Genomic DNA, 15,024 nt, shown 5'->3' with positions numbered 1-15,024 from the left:
CATGATCCCTGGCCCCATCACGCTCCTCATCCTCGACGGTTTCGGCGATGGGCCGCGGAATGCCTTCGATGCCACCTTCGTGGCGGCCATGCCGCGCTTCAATGCCCTCCGGAAGACCTACGCCACCACCCAGCTGCAGACCAGCGGCGAAGCCGTGGGGCTGCCGGACGGCCAGTTCGGCAACTCGGAAGTGGGCCACATGAACCTGGGCGCGGGCCGGGTGGTCTGGCAGGAGCTCACCCGCATCGACGCCGCCATCCGGCGGGGCACCTTCCGCGAGAATGCCGCCATGGGCGCCCTGCTGGCCAAGCTGAAGGCCTCCGGCAGGCGCCTGCACCTGATGGGCCTGGTGAGCGATGGCGGCGTCCACAGCCACCAGAGCCACCTCGTCGCCCTGGCCCAGTGGGCCCAGGCCGAGGGCGTGCCCACCACCATCCACGCCATCACCGATGGCCGCGACACGGGCCAGAAGAGCGCCGACGGCTACCTCCAGTGGCTGACCTTCCAGCTGCGGAACACCCCCCTGGTGACCATCGGCTCCGTGTGCGGACGCTACACGGCCATGGACCGCGACAAGCGCTGGGAGCGCACGGAACAGGCCTGGAAGCTCTATGTGGACGGCAACGCCCCCCAGGCCGCGCCGGACGCCCTGGCCGCCATCGCCGCGGCCTACGCCCGGGGGGAAACGGATGAGTTCGTGGCCCCCACGAGGCTGGAGGCCTTCCACCCCATCGCCAACGGCGACGGGGTGCTGTGGTTCAACTTCCGCGCCGACCGGGCCCGCCAGATGTGCCACGCCCTGGTGCACCCGGACTTCAAGGGCTTCGCCCCGGACCATCGCCCCAAGGTGGAGCTGGTCACCTTCACGGCCTACGACATCGACCTGGACCCCTATGTGTCTGTGGCCTACCCGCCCCAGAGCCTGGAGCACATCCTGGGCGAACTCATCAGTGGGCAGGGGTGGAAGCAGCTCCGCACTGCCGAGACGGAGAAGTACGCCCACGTCACCTATTTCTTCAATGGCGGCCGGGAAGCACCCTTCGAGGGCGAGGAGCGCCGCCTGGTGCCCTCCCCCAAGGTGGCCACCTACGACCTGCAGCCCGAGATGAGCCTGGCCGACGTGAGCCAGGGACTGGAGGCCGCCATCCGCTCCGGCCAGTACCGCCTGCTGGTCTGCAACCTGGCGAACCCCGACATGATCGGCCACACGGGCGACCTGAAGGCCGCCGTCACCGCCTGCGAGGCCGTGGACGCGGCCGTGGGCCGCATCGTGGACGCCACCCTGGCGGCGGGCGGCGCCCTCTTCATCACCGCCGATCACGGCAACTGCGAGTGCATGCGGGACGAGGGCGGCAATCCCCACACCTCCCATACCCTGAACCCGGTCCCCGCGGTCCTCGTCGCCCGAGGCTTCGAAGCCCGGCAGCTCCGCAGCGGCGGCGCGCTCAACGATGTGGCGCCCACCCTCCTGAAACTGTTCGGCCTGCCTCAGCCCGAGGTCATGGACGGGAAGAGCCTCTTCTAGGCGACCCCATGAGCGACACCCCGCGACCATCGCCCATCACCGCCCCGACCTTCATCAAGGCGATGGGGGCGCTGCTTGCCCTGTTCAACCTGGGGCTGGTGGCCTCCGCCGTCTGGGTGCTGCTCCTGAGCCGCCGCCACTATGTGGAGCGGGCGGAATCCGCCACCCAGAACCTGGCGCAGGTCATGGAAAACAACGTGGAGGACACGATCCGGGGGATCGACCTGGCCATCCAGGCGCTTCAGGATGAAGGCGAGCACGACCTCCGCAATCCCAGACTCGGCAGCCTCGTCCGGCTGCAGTTCAAGCGGGCCGGTATCCTCGACTCCCTCCAGGTCGCCGACGCGACGGGCAGGGTCCTCCACGCCGCCCCGGCCCCCACCGCCCGGAGCGTGGCTGATTGGGATTTCTTCCGCCACCTGCAGGCCAGCCCGGCGCCGGATCTGTTCATCTCCAGGCCCGCCCGCAGCCCAGATGGGACCTGGGATCTCATCCTGGCCCGCCGGATCGAACGCGCCGGGGGCGGGTTCGCCGGCGTGGTCTTCGCCCTCCTTCCCACGGAACAGCTGGCCCGGACCATGTCCCAGGTGAACGTGGGCCGGTGGGGCTCGGTCTCCCTGCGGGGCGTGGATCTCAGCCTGCTCGCACGCTATCCCGATTTCACCGGTCAGCAGCAGATGACCGGCGACACCCACATCACTGGCGCCTACCTGCAGGCGGTCCAGGCCAACCGCCCTTCCATGCAGTTCACGGAGAATTCAGTCCTGGACGGTCTCCGGCGCACCTACAGCCTGCGGAGGACCGATCATCCCCCGTTCTACATCCTGGTGGGCCTGGCCCAGCGGGAGTACCTCCAGGTCTGGCGTCACCAGGTCGCCTTCGCCATCGCCGCGGTCCTGGCCCTGGCCCTGCTCACCCTGGCCCTGGGCTGGCAGGCCCGGGCCTCCTGGATCCGCCAGCTGACGGATCAGGAGCGCGTGGCCGCCCAGGAGGCCCGGTACCGCCTGCTGGCCGAGAACGCCACCGACCTCATCTGGTCCATGGATCCGGATGGCCGCCTCACCTACGTCAGCCCCTCGATCCTCCGCCAGCGCGGCTGGACCCCCGAGGAGTTCATGACGCTCAACCCCGAGAGCCGGGCCCTCTCCCGAAAGGGCAGCGAAACCTTCCGGGAACGGATGGTCAAGGCCCGCCAGCTGCCTCCCGGCTCCCAGCCCTTCGAGCAGGACCTGCTCCAGTCGAGCGTGAAGTGCAAGGATGGCCGGGAGATCCAGGTGGAGGCCCAGTGGCGGATCGTCTGGGGCGAGGACGGCCGCCTGCTCGGCTTCCAGGGCGTCACGCGGGACATCACGGAACGGAGGCGCCTGGAGGTGGAGCGAGAGCGCCTGATCCAGAACCTCACCCAGGCTCTGGCCGATGTGAAGCAGCTCAGCGGCATGTTGCCCATCTGCAGCAACTGCAAGAAGGTGCGCGACGACCACGGCTACTGGAGCCAGATCGAGACCTATCTGTCCGAGCACACGGAGGCCACCTTCACCCACGGCGTCTGTCCCGAGTGCGCCCAGGCATTCCGGGAAGATATCCAGGCGCGGCGCACCCAGAAGTCTGAAGGGGAAGGTTTGTGAGCACACAACGAAAGCAGAGGGCCACTTTGCCGCAGGCGAAGCCCGAAGGGCGAGGCACCGGAGGTACCGAGTGAAGATCGCCTTCATCGGCACCCACGGCGTGGGCAAGACCACGCTCTGCTATGAACTGGCCGCGGCCCTCAAACGGGAGGGTGTCCACGTGGACATCGTGAAGGAGGTGGCGCGGCTTTCCCCGCTGCCCATCAACCAGAAGACCTCCCTGGAGGCCCAGACCTGGATCTTCTTCACGCAGATGGCGGAGGAGATCCGCTCCGGCAGCCAGCACGATGCGGTGGTCTGCGACCGGAGCGTGCTGGACAACTACGCCTACATGATGCTGGCCTTCGGCCGCCAGCTGCCCATCGAGCGCTTCATGCACCACTGGATGAAAAGCTACGACCTGCTGTTCAAGGTGCCCTTTTCCGGCCACCTAGCGGCGGATGGCGTCCGGGATACGGATACCTTCTTCGCCGAATCCATCGACCAGCTGGTGGACCAGCTGCTGGAGGAGCGGCACCTGGCCCATGAGCGGCTGGATCCGAAGGATCGGCCGAACTGGATCCACCGGGTCAAGGAGGTCGTCCTGAACCATCCCAAGGGGCAGAAACGGCTGCTTTAAGCAGAATGTGACCCAGATCCCCCACTCCCCACTGGAGGGGCCCTGACTCCGGGTAGATGATCAGGAGGTCGGGAGGTCCGTTATGGCCGAGACCAGCATCCTGTCCGTGCGCGGCGGCAGCTTCATGTTCCACCCCGCGGGCACCCTGCCCCAGTTCACCGCCGAGGAGAGCAGCGAGGAGGCCCTCGCCATCGCCGAGGCCGCCCGCGACTTCATGAACGGCGAGATCATGCCCCGGGACGAGGAGATCGACCGTCTCGACCTGGAGCTCACCCGCGACCTGCTGGCCAAGGCCGGCGACCTGGGCATCCTCGGCATGGAGGTCCCCGAGGCCTACGGTGGCCTGGACCTGGACAAGAAGACCGCCCTGCTGGTGCTGGAGGAGATGGCCCGGCACGCCAGCTTCTCCACCAGCTACACCGCGCACACCAGCATCGGCACCATGCCCATCGTCTACTTTGGGAGCCACGCGCAGAAGGCCAAGTACCTGCCCAGGCTGGCCAGCGGCGAATGGTGCGCGGCCTACGCCCTGACCGAAGCCGGCAGCGGTTCCGACGCCCTGGGGGCCAAGACCACCGCCGTGCTGCAGGACGGCCACTGGGTGCTGAACGGCACCAAGGCCTGGATCACCAACGCCGGCTTCGCCGATGTCTTCGTGATCTTCGCCAAGATCAACGGCAGCCACCTCAGCGCCTTCATCGTCGAGAAGACCGATCCCGGCATCAGCACCGGGGCCGAGGAAAAGAAGCTGGGCATCAAGGGCAGCTCCACCCGCACCGTCATCCTCGACAACTGCCGCATCCCCGAGGACCGGCTGCTGGGCGGCAAGGGGAAGGGCGCCCGCATCGCCCTGGGCATCCTGAACGTGGGCCGTTTCAAGCTGGGCGCCAGCTCCGTCGGGGCCGGCAAGAGGGTGCTGGAATACACCCTGAGATACGCCGGGGAGCGCACCCAGTTCGGCAAGCCTCTCACCGCCTTCGGCCTCATCCAGCAGAAGCTGGCGAACATGGCCGTGCGGATCTTCGTGGGCGAAAGCATGAGCTTCCGCACCATCGGCTACCTGGACGACGCCCTGGCCCACACCAGCTGGGAGAGCGAGACCGGCGGCGCCGACAAGATGAAGGCCATCGATGAGTATGCGATGGAGGCCTCCATGTCCAAGGTGTGGGGCAGCGAGGCCCTCTTCGCCACGGCCGACGACTCCGTGCAGACCTTCGGCGGAGCCGGCTTCAGCACCGAGTACCCCGCCGAGAAGATCTACCGCGACTGCCGCATCAACCGCATCTTCGAGGGCACCAACGAGATCAACCGCCTCCTCATCGCCCAGACCTTCCTGAAGCGGTGCAGCGGTGCGGAGGGCCTGCCTCTGGCGGAAGCCGCCTCGGCCACGCCACAGGTTCCAGCGGATTCCCTCCAGGCCACCGTGGCGCTGGCCAAGGCCCGCGCCCTGAAGGTGATCGCCCGGGCCCAGACGGACCACGGGCCGAAGATCCTGGACAACCAGGAGGCCGCGGCCCACATCAGCAACCTGCTGCTGGAGCTCTATGCCATGGAGTCCGCCGCGGTCCGCGCCGGCAAGATGCAGGCCTCCGGCCACCGCTGGGCCGCGCTGGCACGGGACATGGCCGAGGTCTACGCCCAGGAGGCCTGGAACCGCGTGCAGTCCGAGGCCCGCATGCTGGCCGGCGAGCTGGCCAGCGGGGAGGCCCTGGACACCCTCATGGCGGAGCTGCTCGCCATGCATGCCCCGGCACCGGCACCGCTCTCCACCCTGCGCCACCGCATCACCCTCGCCCTCATGGAGCAGGGGCGGTACCCCATCGGCTGATCAGCTACCGGATGCCCGTGTGCAGGGCGACGATGCCGCCCGTGAGGTTCGTCCAGCCCACGCTCCGGAACCCCGCGGCTTCCAGCTCGGCGGCCAGGGCCTGCTGATCCGGAAAGGCCCGGATGCTCTCCGGCAGATAGGTGTAGGCGGAGGCGTCGCCACTGATCCAGGCGCCGACGCGGGGTAGCACCCGGTGGCTGTACCAGTCGTAGAAGGCCCTCAACCATGGGAAGACCGGGGCGCTGAACTCCAGGATGGTCAGCTGGCCCCCAGGCTTCAGCACGCGCAGGAACTCGGCGTAGGCGCGGGTCCGCGCTTCCACGTTCCGGATGCCGTAGCAGATGGTGATGCCGTCGAAGCTGGCGTCCCGGAAGGGCAGCCGCTGGGCGTCCGCGTCGCTGGAGGCCCAGATCCGCTCCGCCAGGCCCTTGCGCCGGAACTTCTCCGGCCCCAGGCGCAGCATGGCGTGGGTGAAGTCCGTGCTGACCACCTCGGCCCCGCGCCGGGCCAGGGCCAGACTCGAATCCCCCGTGCCCGCCGCCACATCCAGGAAACGCTTCCCGGGCGCAGCGCCCGACCGGCGGGCCATGCGCCACCACCACCAGAAGTCCACCCCACCGGAGAGCACATGGTTCAGGACGTCGTACCTCCCGGCGATGGCCGAGAACATCTGCTGCACTTGGCGGCCTTCCGGCATCCAATCTCCATCCGTGGCTCGGACACACTCCGAGCCTCCATTGAACCAGAGAGGAGGCCTACCTGAGGTATCCCCGGCATTGACCGGAGGTAGAGGCTAGGCAAGAGCCGCGTGGGCCTCCATCGTGATCCCTACCCAATCTGGAGGACAGAGATGAGCACCACCGCTGCAGAGCAGGTCAAGGGAGGCAGTTTCCTTTTGACTCCCATCGGGGCCATGCCCCAGTTCACCGCCGAGGAATTCGGCGACGACGCCAAGGAATTCGCCCGGGCCGCCCGGGACTTCATCGAGGGCGAGGTCATCCCCCGGGACGAGGAGATCGACAAGCTCGACCTCCCCCTCACCATCGAGCTCATGAAGAAGGCCGGCGAGTTGGGCCTGCTGGGCCTGGAGATCCCCGAGGCCTTCGAGGGCATGGACGTGGACAAGCGCACGGCCATGCTCGTGCTCGAGGAGATGAGCAAGCAGGGCAGCTTCGCCGTGAGCTACAGCGCCAACACCGGCATCGGCACCCTGCCGATCGTCTACTTCGGCACCGAGGCCCAGAAGAAGGCCTACCTGCCCAAGCTGGCCACTGGCGAGTGGCTGGCGGCCTACGCCCTCACCGAGGCGGGCAGCGGCTCCGACGCCCTGGGCGCCAAGGCCACCGCCGTGCTCGACGGGGACCACTGGGTGCTGAACGGCACCAAGATGTGGATCACCAACGCCGGCTTCGCCGATGTGTTCGTGATCTTCGCCAAGGTGGACGGGAAGGATTTCAGCGCCTTCATCGTCGAGAAGACCGACCCCGGCCTCAGCACCGGCGCCGAAGAGAAGAAGATGGGCATCAAGGGCAGCTCCACCCGCACCGTCATCCTGGAGAACTGCCGCATCCCCAAGGACCGCCTGCTGGGCGAGATCGGCAAGGGCCACAAGATCGCCTTCGGCATCCTGAACATCGGCCGCTTCAAGCTTGGCGTGGGCAGCCAGGGCGGCATGAAGCGCATCCTCGAATACACGATCAAGTACACCGGTGAGCGCTTCCAGTTCGGCAAGCCCATCAACTCCTTCGGACTCATCCAGCAGAAGCTGGCGGACATGGCCACCAAGATCTTCGTGGCCGAGGCCCTCAACTTCCGCACCATCGGCTACCTGGATGATGCCCTCCACGCCACCAGCTGGGACAGCCCCACGGCCGGCGCCGACAAGATGGCCGCCATCGACGAGTACGCCATCGAGTGCAGCATCTCCAAGGTGTGGGCCAGCGAGGCCCTGTTCTGGGTGGCGGACGAGGCCGTCCAGGCCTTCGGCGGCTACGGCTTCAGCGCCGAGTACCCGCCCGAGAAGGCCCAGCGCGACTGCCGCATCAACCGCATCTTCGAGGGCACCAACGAGATCAACCGGCTCCTCATCGCCGGCACGCTGCTCAAGCGCGCCATGAAGGGCGAGCTGCCCCTCATGCAGTTCGGCCAGCAGGTGGCCAAGGAGATCTCCAACCCGATCAAGGCCGAGAGCTTCACGGGCCCCCTCGCCCGCCTCAAGCACGGCGTGGAGCTGAGCAAGCGCCAGTGCATGCTGGCCGCGGGCCTGGCCGTGCAGGTGCTGGGCCAGAAGCTCATCGACAACCAGGAGGTCATGGCCCGCATGAGCAACATGCTCATGGAGATCTACGCCATGGAGAGCGCCGTCGTGCGGGCCGAGCGCATGGTGGAGTCCGGCCACCGCTGGGCCCAGATCGCCCGCGACATGACCGAGCTCTACGTGAACGAGAGCTGGCACAAAGTCCACGGCGACGCCCGCATGCTCTGCGCGGACGTAGTCGAGGGCGAGGCCCTGCGCCACGCCCTGGCCGGCGTGAAGGCCTTCACCGAGTTCCACCCCACCAGCAGCGCCCGCCTGCGGGGCCGCATCGCCTCGGAGCTGATCCAGAAGGGCTGCTACCCGGTCGAAGTGATCTGACGCCTGCGCTGCCGCTGCGCGGCGGCCAACACAGAATGGGCCCCGTTGGGGCCCATTCTGCATGTCAGGGTGTGGATTCAGCGCCGGATCTCGCGGCCTCCACCCCGGCCCTCACCGCCGGACGGCCGGGTGGGCGCTGGCGCGGGGCGGGACTCGGGGGCTGACTCGCGCCGCTCCTCTCGACGCTCCTCGCGGGGCGGATCGACCCGAGGCGCGGGACGGGATTCCCGCTCCGCGGGCCGAGGCGTAGGGTCCGGGCGGCGCTCCTCCCGTTCGACCCGCGGCCGCGGTTCAGGCGCGCGCTCCCGGGGGGCCGGTTCGTAGCGGCGTTCCTGGGGCGCGGGGTCCGCCCGCCGCTCATCCACCCGGGGGCGGGGTTCCACGGGCCGTTCCCGCGGAGCGGGATCCGGACGGCGATCCTCGACCTGGCCGCGAGGTTCCACACCCCGCGTCCTGGGGGCCGGATCAGCCTTGCGGTCCTGGGGCGACGGCAGCTCGCGGGCGCGATCTCGCGGCCGATCCTCGAAGCCCCGCTCGCGGGGCGAGGCCGGCGCCGGTGCGGCGGGACGATCCGCACCCTGGGCCCGGCCCCGGTTCTCGAAGGGGATGCGGGCGGGGCCGGCGGCGGGGGTGCCGGGGCGGGCGGCGGTTGGGGCGGAGACGGGCGCGGCCTCACGGCGGATGATGGTCCGGCCCGTGGTGGCCTGGGCCTGGCGTTCGTAGGCTGCCAGGCGCTGGCGATTCACGTCGCGCTGGAAGGCGGACTGCATCTGACCCGGGTTGCGGAACTCGGCCTGGGAGACGACCAGCGGGGACCGCTGCCAGGGCGCCCTGAGGTCGCGGCCACCCCCACCGGTCCAGGTGGTGGCGCCGGTGGCCCCGTTGAAGCTGCGGATGACGGTGCCGTCGGAATAGATGTGCCGGCGGACGTTGCCCACGTTGATGTAGTTCACCGACACCACGTTCCAGGCGTAGCCGCCGCCCCAGGCGCCGTAGCCCCAGTGGCAGGGGGTGTTGTAGTAGCCCAGGGGCGCCCAGCCGTAGTAGCCGGGGGTGTAGTTCCAGGCCACCCAGGCGGGGCTGTAGTAGATGCCGGGGATCCAGAACCAGCCCACGCCGAGGCTCCAGTGCCAGCGGCCGTGGTGGTAGGCCACGTAGGCCCAGGGCTCGTCGGAAATCCAGGTCATGCCGCCCGAATACGGGGCCCAGCGGCCCTCGCAATAGGGGCGCCAATCCTCGGCCACGCCGTCGGGCTGCCAGACCCAGCCGAACTCCGAGGACTGGACCCACCGTCCGTGACCATCGAGGTCATCGGCGTAGTAGCGGATCTCGGCAGGCACCCGGTCCCAGCTCTCGCCGCGACGGATCACCACGGCCTGCTCGCTCCATCGGTCGAAGTCATCGCCCTCGTAGGTGTTGAAGCCGCGCACCCGGTCCAGGTTGTCCTGGGGGCTGTAGACCGTCAGGCGCTCCCCGGCGACGATGCGGTTCTCATCGCGCTCGTTGGAGAAGGTCACGCGACCGCTATGCACCTTGAGGCGCACCACGCGGTCCCGCTCCGCTTCGATGGTGAAGGCGCCCTTGTCAAGGCAGGTGGCGGTGCCCGAAGGGGTATCCACCCGGAACCGGGCTTCGGACTGGCCGCCCAGGAGCACACGCAGCCGGCCGTAATCCAGGCGCAGCAGGACCTGCTTCTCGCCCTTCTGATTCGTGAAGAGGGCCGCCACCGTGAAGCGGGTCGCGCCGCCGAACGCAATGCGGGTGCCATCCCCCAGTTGCAGAACGCCACGACCGCGGCTTTCCACAACATCGCCTTCGGCAATGGGCGTGCCGCGGCTCAGGCTCTCGTCAAGGTCCCCCTTGTGGATGCGGACATCCCCCTCCAGGACCCGCACCATGGCGTAGCGCTCCGGCGCCTCGCCCTGGTAGGTCTCATCGTCGGCGGGAGCCTGGGGTGCGGCACTCACGAGCGCCGCGGGCAGCAGGAGCACCGCAGCCAGTCGGGAATGGGTGAAGGTCGCGTTCATGGTGGGCCTCCGCTGGATTGGATGCCGGTGCCCCTAGGGTCGGTTCCGGAAGGGTAGACAGCCAGGGTCATGCCAAAAGACCGTTCAGGGTCGACAAAGGTTGCCTTCAGTCCTTGGGAAAGGGTGCCAGGGCGGTCCCGACCTTCGGGGGGTTCGGCCGGGGGCCGAGGGCCGCCAGGCGCGGCAGCAGGCCCATCCAGGGGATGGACCACTGGCGCGGAGCGCCCTTCTCCACATCCCCGGCGGCCACTTCCAGGCGGTCCGGCAGGAACCGGATCCGCAGATCGCGCCCCGGCGGCAGCGGCAGGTGGACCAGCCTGGCCGTGGCGGGATGCACCACGGTCAGGAAGCCCTCGCCATCCTCCAGCACCCAGAGCAGACCCCGCAGGAAGGGCCGGAAGTCCTCCGCGCCCCAGCGGAGTCCCCCCAGCCCCTGGGCCAAGGGGGAATCCGTGGGGAAACCCCAGCTGCCGCGGGGGACGGCCAGCGGCACCCCGCCATCCCGCCAGGCCCGGAGGGGCCGCCCCGGCAGGCCCGCCAGGAGGAGGACCAGACCCCGGGCATCGCTGACCCGCAGCGTGCCATCTCCGGTCAGCAGCACCGTCATGGGCCCCTGGGAAGCAGCCGGCAGTCCCGCTGCCTCGGCCGGGGGAACCCAGGGTTCCGCCTGCCAGGCAAGGGGAGAGACCTGCTCCCAGGGCAGGGGCTGGTGCCCCTGGGCAGCCGCCGCCGAAGGGCTCGGCAAGGGCGGGGCGGCGGCCAGGGCCGCGCCGGTCAGGAAGAGGGCGCCCAGCCGCACAGGGCCTCCAGATTGCGTGTGGTCAGTTCAGCCAGCTTCAGGGAGGAGATCCCGCGCAGCCCGGCCACGGCCTCGGCGGTGAAGCGCACGAAGCCCGGCTCATTCGGCTTGCCCCGGTAGGGGACCGGCGCCAGGAAGGGTGCATCCGTCTCCACCAGGATGCGGTCCGCCGGAGCCCAGGCCGCCACATCCCGCACGGCCTCGGCCTTCTTGAACGTGGCGATGCCGGAGAAACTCAGGTAGAAACCCAGGTCCAGGGCCCTCTGCGCGAAGGCCTGGTCCTCGCTGAAGCAGTGGATGATGCCACGGACGGCGTCGGCGCCCTCCTCCTCCAGGATCCTCAGCGTGGCCTCCGGCGCGGACCTGGTGTGGATCATGAGCGGCTTGCCCAGGGTCTTCGCCAGGCGGATCTGGGCCCGGAACACGGCCTCCTGCTCATTCCGGGGGCTGAGGTCGTAGTGCCAGTCCAGGCCCGTCTCGCCCACGAAGCGCACCGCCGGGTCGGCCGCCAGGGCCGCCAGGGCCGCGCCCGTATCCTGAGACCAGGTCTTGGCCTCATGGGGATGCACACCGAGGCTGGCCTGGACGCCGGGAAGGCGCCGCGCGAGGTCGAGCACGGTGCGGGAATCTTCAAGGTCGGTACCCACGGCGATAAAGCCGGTCACGCCCTCGGCGCGGGCGCGTGCAAGGGTGTCCTCGACCTGGTCTCCGGCCAGGTAGGTCCCCGTGAGATGGCAATGCGCGTCCACAAGCATGCTTTCATAGTCCCATGCCTCCCAAGGATCACGGTAAGCGCCCACCGCGCCGATGGTTCTCTTGACGACGGATTCTGCCCTCTATGCGCCCACTCCACTCCATGCTCGTCTGGCTCTGGCTCTGGCTGGGCCTGGCCAGCGCCCTTGCGCCGCTCGCGGGGCAGCAGCCTGCGTTCCGGCGGTTCGGCCTGAGGGACGGCCTGCCCCAGAGCCAGGTGACGGCCCTCCTGGAGGACCGGCGCGGCTTTCTGTGGGTGGGCACCGCCACCGGCGGCGTCGCCCGCCTGGGAGCCTCCGGATTCCACACCTTCGCCGGCCCCCAGGGCCTCAAGGCGCTGTTCGTCCATGCGCTCATGGAGTCCCCCTCCGGCAGCATCTGGGTGGGCAGCCAGGAAGGGGTCTCCGAGATCCGCGGCGAGACGGTCCTGAACTACCGCCTCGACCAGGATGGGGGCGCCTTCGAGGGCCAGACCCTCGGCCTGGATGATCAGGACCGCGTGCTGGTGGGCAATCGCCAGGGCCTGTTCCGGCAGGAGGCCGGGCGGTTCGTCCCCGTCCGGCTGCCGGCGCCCTGGCCGGGAGGACCCATCCTGCGCCTGGCCCGGGACCACGCCAAAGGGGTCTGGATCCTCGGGCAGAACAACCTGCTGGCCCGCTGGGACCCGAACGGACTCAGCCTGTATTCCCTGTCCACGAAGCACCCCGGCGGCCGCGCCCGCGACCTCCAGGTCGATGCCCACGGGCTGCCCTGGGTGCTGCTCGATGCGGCCCTGCTCCGCATGGACCGAGGCAGGTGGGTGAACGAGCCCCTGAAGGGGCTGCCGCGCATCCCGAGGATGGTCAACCTCCGGTTCAATCCCCAGGGCGAGGGGTTCCAGATCGCCCTGGGTGGCGATGGGGTGCTGGTGCATGAGCCCGATGGGCGCACCCGCGTGCTCACCGTGGAGACCGGACTCCCGCGTGACCGGATCTTCATCGCCCTGCGAGATCGCCGGGGGGTGCTGTGGGTCGGTTCCGACGGCGACGGGCTCGCAGCCCAGGCCCTGCCGGAGCTGCTCACCCTGGACAGCTCCAATACGACCGGAGGCAGGGACCTGGCCGCGGTATCGGGCATCCTCGAGCTGGCCCCCGGCCGGTACCTGCTGGCCGCGAGCACCGGGGTGTACCTGGTGGAGGAGGGTCGCAACATCGTCGGCCGCTGGACCCATCACGAGGGCCTGCCGGCCACCGAGACCTGGGGCATGCTCGCGGACGGCCCGGGCACTGTCTGGGTGGGCACGGACCGCGGGCTCGCCCGGTGGAAGGATGGCCGCGTCTCCGCGGCCGGTCCCCGCGAAATGTCGAAGGCCGCGGTGCTGACCCTGGTCCGGAACGGAACGGGCATCCTGGCGGGCACCGACCAGGGTCTGTTCGAACTCGACGCCCGCGGACGTCTCCTGGCCCACCATCGCCTGCCCCCCGAATCGGGCAGCGAGGCCGTTTCCGACATCGTCCGCTACGAAGGCCGCCTGCTGCTCGCCACGGGCTTCGGGCTGTGGGAGCTCGCCGACGGCAAGCTCCGGCAGGCCTACCCGGATGGCCCCTTCGCCACCTCCACCGTGACCGCCATGGCCATCGACGCCCGCGGGCACCTCTGGGTCGGCACCATGAAGGGCCTCCATCTCTGGCGGGACGGCCAGTGGGCCACCTTCGGCCTCAGCGAGGGACTGCCGGACGAGGGGATCAATTTCATCGCCGACGTGGGGCGCGGGCGCATGGCCTTCGGCCACAACAAGGGCGTGACCCTGCTGGAGGGCAGGAACCTCCACCACCTGAGCCGCAGCCAGGGGCTCATCTCGGAGGAGACCAACCACGACGGGTTCCTGCTGGATTCCAAGGGGCGTCTCTGGATCGGCATGATCGGCGGCGTCTGCATCCTCCAGGATGCCCAGGGCTTCCACAACCCGCCCCTGCGCCCCCCCACGCTGCTGGATGCCCGCTGGCCGGGCGGATCCGAGGCCCTTTCCCAGAGTGTGGAAGTACCCCCCAGGCCCGATTTCCTCGACCTCAGCTTCGACACGGGCGACCCCCTGGTGCCCTCCCAGCTCCACTACCAGGCCTATCTCCAGGGCGTGGATGAGGACTGGCGGCCCGTGAGCCAGGGGCTCACGCTCCAGTACCGGAACCTCAAGGCCGGCCGCTACGATTTCCGCTTGCGCGCCTCCACCGATGGGGTGAACTGGGCCGAGGCGGCCCCCGTGCTGCTCGAGGTGAGGCCCGCCTGGCATGAACGCTGGCTGGTGCGGAGCCTGCTCAGCCTGGCTCTGGTGGGCCTGCTCGCCTGGGTGCTCTGGTGGCGCGGCCACAGCCTCGCCCTCCGCTCCCGCGAACTCGAAGAGACCATCGAAAGCCGGACGCTCATGCTGGACCGGCAGAACCGCGCCCTGGAACATGCCCACCAGCAGATCAAGCGCAGCCTCGAAGGCCGGCTGAAGCTGCTGGACATGGTCACCCACGACCTGCGGTCCCCCCTCACCACCATCCTCCTCACCCTCGACCGGCTGCGCGAACTGGTTCCCAGCGCCAGCATCAAGCTCCTCGACGTGATGGAGCGGGAGGCCAACCGCATCGAGATCCTCGTGCGGAACCTGCTGGACCAGAGCCGCTCCGAAGCGCTGCTCCAGAGCCTCAAGCTGGTATCCACCGTACCCGCCGAGGTCACGGAGGGTTTCGAGGAGGTGCTGCGCCTCAAGGCGGAAGCGAAAGGCATCGCCTTCCACCTGGAGGTCTCACCGGACGCCGAGCGGGCGCACATCCAGGCCGACACCGCCACCCTGCACCAGGTCATGCTGAACCTCTTCGAGAACGCGCTGAAGTTCACCCCGACCGGCGGCGAGGTCGGCATCAGGTCCACCGTGGACCGGGCTGCCGGGATATGGTGCCTGGAAGTCTGGGATACGGGGCGGGGGCTGGACGCATCCAAGATCCAGGAGCTGCTCCAGCCCTTCCGGCAGACCCAGGTCGGCGATGCCGCCCACGGATGGGGGCTGGGGCTCTCCATCTGCCAGAGCCTCATCGAAGCCCATCGGGGCGAGCTGAAGATCGACAGCGAACCCGGCCGGGGAGCCCGGTTCAGGGTGGAACTGCCCTTGCGGGAGCCCTGACCGCCGCTGTGACCAAGGGCATAATCCCCGGGCGGGACCGGGCCATTCCGCGCATCCTGGGTGGACTT

General features: G+C 69.2%; 10 protein-coding genes. 6 read left to right on the top strand and 4 right to left on the bottom strand.

Features of this window, described 5'->3' with window-relative positions:
- The first annotated feature begins 1 nt into the window (after position 1).
- The 4 genes from gpmI to MLE43_RS10985 all read left to right on the top strand — a co-directional run bounded on the left by gpmI (position 2) and on the right by MLE43_RS10985 (position 5,597).
- Positions 2–1,525, top strand: coding sequence for a 2,3-bisphosphoglycerate-independent phosphoglycerate mutase (gene gpmI, locus MLE43_RS11000; RefSeq protein WP_243303927.1), 1,524 nt, complete (start codon positions 2–4; stop codon positions 1,523–1,525).
- An 8-nt stretch (positions 1,526–1,533) separates the two neighbouring features.
- Complete coding sequence (locus MLE43_RS10995) at positions 1,534–3,150, top strand: PAS domain S-box protein (RefSeq protein ID WP_243303925.1); 1,617 nt, start codon at positions 1,534–1,536, stop codon at positions 3,148–3,150.
- 70 nt (positions 3,151–3,220) lie between these two features.
- The gene (locus MLE43_RS10990) at positions 3,221–3,769 is read left to right on the top strand and encodes an AAA family ATPase (protein WP_243303923.1); all 549 of its coding nucleotides are present in this window, start codon (positions 3,221–3,223) and stop codon (positions 3,767–3,769) included.
- Between the two features lie 82 nt (positions 3,770–3,851).
- Positions 3,852–5,597, top strand: a complete 1,746-nt coding sequence (locus tag MLE43_RS10985; RefSeq protein ID WP_243303922.1) for an acyl-CoA dehydrogenase family protein — start codon at positions 3,852–3,854, stop codon at positions 5,595–5,597.
- Between the two features lie 4 nt (positions 5,598–5,601).
- Here MLE43_RS10985 and ubiE read toward each other — a convergent pair whose 3' ends face one another.
- On the bottom strand, positions 5,602–6,294 hold the full coding sequence (ubiE, locus tag MLE43_RS10980; RefSeq protein ID WP_243303920.1) for a bifunctional demethylmenaquinone methyltransferase/2-methoxy-6-polyprenyl-1,4-benzoquinol methylase UbiE: 693 nt from the start codon (positions 6,292–6,294) through the stop codon (positions 5,602–5,604).
- Positions 6,295–6,447: 153 nt separating this feature from the next.
- Here ubiE and MLE43_RS10975 point away from each other — a divergent pair, with 153 nt between their 5' ends.
- Positions 6,448–8,232, top strand: coding sequence for an acyl-CoA dehydrogenase family protein (locus tag MLE43_RS10975; RefSeq protein WP_243303918.1), 1,785 nt, complete (start codon positions 6,448–6,450; stop codon positions 8,230–8,232).
- A 77-nt stretch (positions 8,233–8,309) separates the two neighbouring features.
- Here the strand turns inward: MLE43_RS10975 and MLE43_RS10970 are convergent, their stop codons facing one another.
- The 3 genes from MLE43_RS10970 to MLE43_RS10960 all read right to left on the bottom strand — a co-directional run bounded on the left by MLE43_RS10970 (position 8,310) and on the right by MLE43_RS10960 (position 11,813).
- On the bottom strand, positions 8,310–10,259 hold the full coding sequence (locus MLE43_RS10970; protein WP_243303916.1) for a FecR family protein: 1,950 nt from the start codon (positions 10,257–10,259) through the stop codon (positions 8,310–8,312).
- Positions 10,260–10,365: 106 nt separating this feature from the next.
- Entirely contained in the window at positions 10,366–11,058 is a 693-nt protein-coding gene (locus MLE43_RS10965; RefSeq protein ID WP_243303914.1) for a hypothetical protein, read from the bottom strand.
- The gene (locus MLE43_RS10960; RefSeq protein ID WP_243303911.1) at positions 11,034–11,813 is read right to left on the bottom strand and encodes a TatD family hydrolase; all 780 of its coding nucleotides are present in this window, start codon (positions 11,811–11,813) and stop codon (positions 11,034–11,036) included. Before MLE43_RS10960 ends, MLE43_RS10965 begins: the two co-directional genes overlap by 25 nt.
- Positions 11,814–11,896: 83 nt before the next feature.
- On the opposite strand from MLE43_RS10960, the gene MLE43_RS10955 reads away from it, so the two are divergent.
- Positions 11,897–14,956, top strand: coding sequence for a sensor histidine kinase (locus tag MLE43_RS10955; protein WP_243303910.1), 3,060 nt, complete (start codon positions 11,897–11,899; stop codon positions 14,954–14,956).
- The last annotated feature ends 68 nt before the right edge of the window (positions 14,957–15,024 follow it).

Origin of the sequence: Geothrix oryzisoli (assembly GCF_022808865.1) — a bacterium.
Lineage (GTDB): Bacteria > Acidobacteriota > Holophagae > Holophagales > Holophagaceae > Geothrix > Geothrix oryzisoli.
Note: the sequence above shows the minus strand (reverse complement) of the source record. Positions and strands in the feature narration are given on the sequence as shown.

Coding starts and splice junctions, on each gene's coding strand:
- MLE43_RS10995 (WP_243303925.1), top strand. CDS start 1,534: ATGAGCGACACCCCGCGACCATCGCCCATCACCGCCCCGACCTTCATC.
- MLE43_RS10955 (WP_243303910.1), top strand. CDS start 11,897: ATGCGCCCACTCCACTCCATGCTCGTCTGGCTCTGGCTCTGGCTGGGC.
- gpmI (WP_243303927.1), top strand. CDS start 2: ATGATCCCTGGCCCCATCACGCTCCTCATCCTCGACGGTTTCGGCGAT.
- MLE43_RS10975 (WP_243303918.1), top strand. CDS start 6,448: ATGAGCACCACCGCTGCAGAGCAGGTCAAGGGAGGCAGTTTCCTTTTG.
- MLE43_RS10985 (WP_243303922.1), top strand. CDS start 3,852: ATGGCCGAGACCAGCATCCTGTCCGTGCGCGGCGGCAGCTTCATGTTC.
- MLE43_RS10970 (WP_243303916.1), bottom strand. CDS start 10,259: ATGAACGCGACCTTCACCCATTCCCGACTGGCTGCGGTGCTCCTGCTG.
- ubiE (WP_243303920.1), bottom strand. CDS start 6,294: ATGCCGGAAGGCCGCCAAGTGCAGCAGATGTTCTCGGCCATCGCCGGG.
- MLE43_RS10960 (WP_243303911.1), bottom strand. CDS start 11,813: ATGCTTGTGGACGCGCATTGCCATCTCACGGGGACCTACCTGGCCGGA.